The sequence below is a fragment of the Candidatus Symbiopectobacterium sp. genome, assembly GCF_020054415.1.
Taxonomy (GTDB): Bacteria; Pseudomonadota; Gammaproteobacteria; order Enterobacterales; family Enterobacteriaceae; genus Symbiopectobacterium.
Genome location: NZ_JAHWCO010000415.1, coordinates 1 through 3554 on the forward strand (window position 1 = coordinate 1; position 3554 = coordinate 3554).

Here is a 3554-nt window from a genome sequence, read left to right on the forward strand (position 1 = left end):
CGCTGCTTTAGGGCCTTGTTATAAGAGGGCCAGTTGGTGATTTTAAAATTTTGTTTTGCCATGGAGACCTGATTTTGAAACAACTGTGGTGATCTGCTCCGATGATTACCCAAAAGTTCTATTTATTCAACAAAGCCCTTTTTTTATTGTTTATAAAGGTTTTTTAGCCTGCTGGAGATGTTATTTGCAGGCTAGATAGAAGTAAAAAGATGAGTGTGGGGGCGTGGGTTAAGCACGGATATTACGCTTTTTCAGCATTTCTTCAAATAGCTTATCATTATGTTTTTTCTTGAGTTTTAAATCTTTTAGGAGTTGTTCTGCCTCGCTTTCTGTCAAGCTATCAAATAATTCAATAAGCAATAAATGCTGAGGGTTTAAGTTCCTTATTTTGTTCTCATTATCATTGTCTGTGTCCAAGTATCCATCGGGCATGCCATAATCCCGCTCAATACGTCTTGCCGCCCTTTCTCCGAAAGATGCTTTACCAGTTGTCAGTTGAGACAAAAAGCTCTTCTCCCTTGTGGGAAGAGATCGATCTGAGAACCATTCTTTTAGGCGTTTCCGCCGAATTTCTTTCATGTCCATAGGTATGATTGTCTTTAGTTATTGCTAAATAAGCAAAAACTTGACACATGGTTTAGTTTTAAATAAACTTGCTGAGCAAGGGGGGAATAATGAGACTTAAAGAATATCTTTCTTCTCTGGATACTGGGGGACATAAGGCATTTGCCAAAGCATTGGGGGTATCTCCTTCATTTTTATGTCAAATGGCGTCAGGTAAGTCTTCAGTGTCCCCAGCTAGATGCGTTGAAATTGAACGCATCAGTAACGGGGTGGTACCCCGAAAAGAGTTAAGAAATGACTGGGAAAAAATTTGGCCTGAATTGCAGGCAGCCTAACCAGCAGTACCGCTCTTCACAACGGACACTCGTCCCACGGAAGCCACCGACAACGTGGCGAACTCAACATCCCACAGTAACAAACTCACTGTGACTGGCTCACGGCTTCGTCACGTCTGTTGATTACCACATTACACCACAGGTGCCGTGTATCTACACGTGCATCCGATAACCTGTTTTTTTCAATAAGGAAAGTATCACAAATGGACATCACAAGTACACGCAAGAAAGCACGCCAGATTGAATCGCAGCTTCTAAGCAGGCTGGCGTTATTCGGTCAACGAAAGTTCGCTGATTTTCTGAACCTGGACGAATCCCAGATAAGCCGGATGAAAGTCGCCAGGGGGAAGGAGAAGCACTCGTTTTTCGGGCTGATGAGTCTGGCTCTGGCGATTCTGGAATGGGGAGTTAACGACGACGAGCTGGCGCATTTGGCTAAGCAGGTCGCGCTGATTCTGACGCAAAAGAAAAAGCCAACGGTAGCTGCCGGTGGCTCTAAGGTAACGATGGAATTTTAAAACGACAGGAATAATACCATGATGTTAACTATCAGCAAAACCGTGCTGTTGAGCGCAATGCTTTTCCAGGCAAAAGCGGATGTTCGTTATTACCTCAACGGCATCTGTTTTGCTCCTGACAAAAAGCTGTATTCGACCGATGGCCACAGAGCATTTATCGGTGAACATGAAACTGATGGGCTGAACGATCAGGTAATCGTGGCTATCAAGGGTGCCAAGCCTACCAGGTTCGATAAAGCCGAGATTGATACCGATACAGGTTACGTTTCTTACTTTGACGTTCATGGTTTGCGCATTGGCGCTGGCCTGTGTGAAGTAATTGACGGTCGCTTCCCTGACATCGAGCGCCTCACATCAACATTTGAAAGCAAGCCGACTAACGAGATCGGCTTTAACGCTGGATATCTTGCTGATATTGAAAAAGCCGCAAAGCTATACAACCCGGAATTCTGCGGTATCAAGATTAAGCCAAACGGCAACACAGAAGCCTCAATCGTTGAGTTCAACAGCGGTTTCAGCAATGGAACCCTGATCATCATGCCGATGCGTATCCGGGGAGGGATGGGTCATGAACACTGCTGAGATATATCAATTCCCCGGCCCCGAGCAGGGACAATTCAGGAGCAACCGGATGGAGAACCAGAAAAGCGGTTTTATCCCGTTGTACCGGAGTATCAGGAAGAAGTCATGGGCTAAAGACGTTTACCTGCGAACCCTGTGGGAAAACCTCTTGATGGAGGCAGCCAGAAATCCATACACGGCGAATTTCAAAGGCCATACATGGCAACTACAACCCTGTCAACTGGTGACAACGTCGGACGATTTAGGGCTGTTGCTGTGTGATCGCAGCGCTAAGCCAACAAGCCGCCATGCAGTCGAAAGAATGCTGGCCTTTTTCCAGAAGGAGGAAATGATTTCTGTCTCTACGGTTCACCGAAAAGGGACACTGATAACCATCCTGAACTACTCAGAATATTCCGGAAAATAGACAATCTACCCGCGCATTACCCCGCGCACCATGAACAAGAAGGTAATAACAATACTAAAAGATCTTCGTCCGAGAATTCTCACGAATCCTCAGACGCTCGCCTGATGAAATTTCTTTCTGCCCACCCGGAGGCGTTCGTATACACGCCAACCGGAGCCAAATGGGGAACCGCTGATGACGACAAGGCGGCACGCTGGATGTACAAGCAAATCCAGATTGTCATCCCGTCATCGAAAATACCTGGCTGGCCTGATTGGGCCAATTCAATCCGCCTGATGCGTCAGCAAGATAGCCTGTCCCACAAAGAAATATGCGAGGTTTTCCAGTGGGCAAATCGGGATAAATTCTGGTGCTCCAACATCCTGTCGCCTGCAAAGCTGCGTGAAAAATGGCAGACGCTGTGCGCTCAAAGGGGCCAGCCAAACCGCAAGACACGCGATGATATTGAGCAGGACGTACCGCACTGGAATAGCGCCGAATCGTGGAGTGAGTTCATATGAGCAAACGCCTGTTATCCGCAATCAAAAACCGTGACGGAAAATCACTGGCAGCGCTGTACGGTGGTCAGCCAGGCAACGTGCAAGCCATCGTCAATCCTGATGCTGAACGGCTTGTCGATGCGCTATTTCGCCAGCTTAAGCAGGTATTCCCCGCGTCAACCCAAACCAACCTGCGCACCGACGCGGACGAAAGCGCAGCCAAGAAACAATGGATCGCCACATTCGCCGAAAACGGAATCCGTACCCGCGAGCAACTATCAGCCGGGATGCGACACGCCCGCGCCAGCGCGTCACCGTTCTGGCCTTCCCCGGGGCAGTTTATCGAGTGGTGCAAGCAGGGTGAAATCAGCAAGTACGGCTTATCTGACGCTGATGAGCTTTACGACATGGTCATGAAGTACAGCGCGGAGCGGGGGCTATACGGCAGCGCTGAGAAATACCCATGGAAGGGTAACGCCTGCTGGCTGATGGTGCCGAAACTGTATTCCCTGATGCGTTCGCTAAACATGAGGCTTTGTTGAATAAATAGATATTATGCTGCGTAGCCATAAAGGCTGCGGATTCCCTTGACGTAAAATCAGTATGTTAAATCCAGAGCGTGGTGATGCATCCCGGAGCGATCAGCATTTTAATCCAAAACAGGCGTGTC

At 47.9% G+C, this 3554-nt stretch carries 5 protein-coding genes and 1 pseudogene; 5 read left to right on the plus strand and 1 reads right to left on the minus strand.

All coding sequences use genetic code 11. The annotated features are described in order from the left end of the window. Positions 1-228: 228 nt before the first annotated feature. Positions 229-504, minus strand: coding sequence for a hypothetical protein (locus tag QZ506_RS12180; protein WP_291971356.1), 276 nt, complete (start codon positions 502-504; stop codon positions 229-231). 170 nt (positions 505-674) lie between these two features. Here QZ506_RS12180 and QZ506_RS12185 point away from each other — a divergent pair, with 170 nt between their 5' ends. From QZ506_RS12185 to QZ506_RS12205, 5 genes and pseudogenes are all read left to right on the plus strand, one after another. After that, positions 675-899: a YdaS family helix-turn-helix protein gene (locus QZ506_RS12185; RefSeq protein ID WP_222159412.1), complete on the plus strand. Its 225-nt coding sequence runs from the start codon at positions 675-677 to the stop codon at positions 897-899. Between the two features lie 203 nt (positions 900-1102). Then, the gene (locus QZ506_RS12190) at positions 1103-1417 is read left to right on the plus strand and encodes a CII family transcriptional regulator (protein ID WP_291971360.1); all 315 of its coding nucleotides are present in this window, start codon (positions 1103-1105) and stop codon (positions 1415-1417) included. A gap of 18 nt (positions 1418-1435) precedes the next feature. Continuing rightward, a complete protein-coding gene (locus QZ506_RS12195) occupies positions 1436-1999 on the plus strand; it encodes a hypothetical protein (RefSeq protein ID WP_291971362.1) in 564 nt (187 codons plus the stop codon). A gap of 49 nt (positions 2000-2048) precedes the next feature. Further along, a pseudogene (locus QZ506_RS12200) lies at positions 2049-2905 on the plus strand (replication protein). Then, positions 2902-3426, plus strand: a complete 525-nt coding sequence (locus QZ506_RS12205; protein WP_291971364.1) for a replication protein P — start codon at positions 2902-2904, stop codon at positions 3424-3426. The pseudogene QZ506_RS12200 and the gene QZ506_RS12205 overlap by 4 nt, the downstream one beginning before the upstream one ends. The last annotated feature ends 128 nt before the right edge of the window (positions 3427-3554 follow it).

What these genes read in the sequence shown, in the direction of transcription:
- QZ506_RS12205 (WP_291971364.1), top strand. Translation starts at nt 2,902, where the DNA reads ATGAGCAAACGCCTGTTATCCGCAATCAAAAACCGTGACGGAAAATCA.
- QZ506_RS12190 (WP_291971360.1), top strand. Translation starts at nt 1,103, where the DNA reads ATGGACATCACAAGTACACGCAAGAAAGCACGCCAGATTGAATCGCAG.
- QZ506_RS12185 (WP_222159412.1), top strand. Translation starts at nt 675, where the DNA reads ATGAGACTTAAAGAATATCTTTCTTCTCTGGATACTGGGGGACATAAG.
- QZ506_RS12195 (WP_291971362.1), top strand. Translation starts at nt 1,436, where the DNA reads ATGATGTTAACTATCAGCAAAACCGTGCTGTTGAGCGCAATGCTTTTC.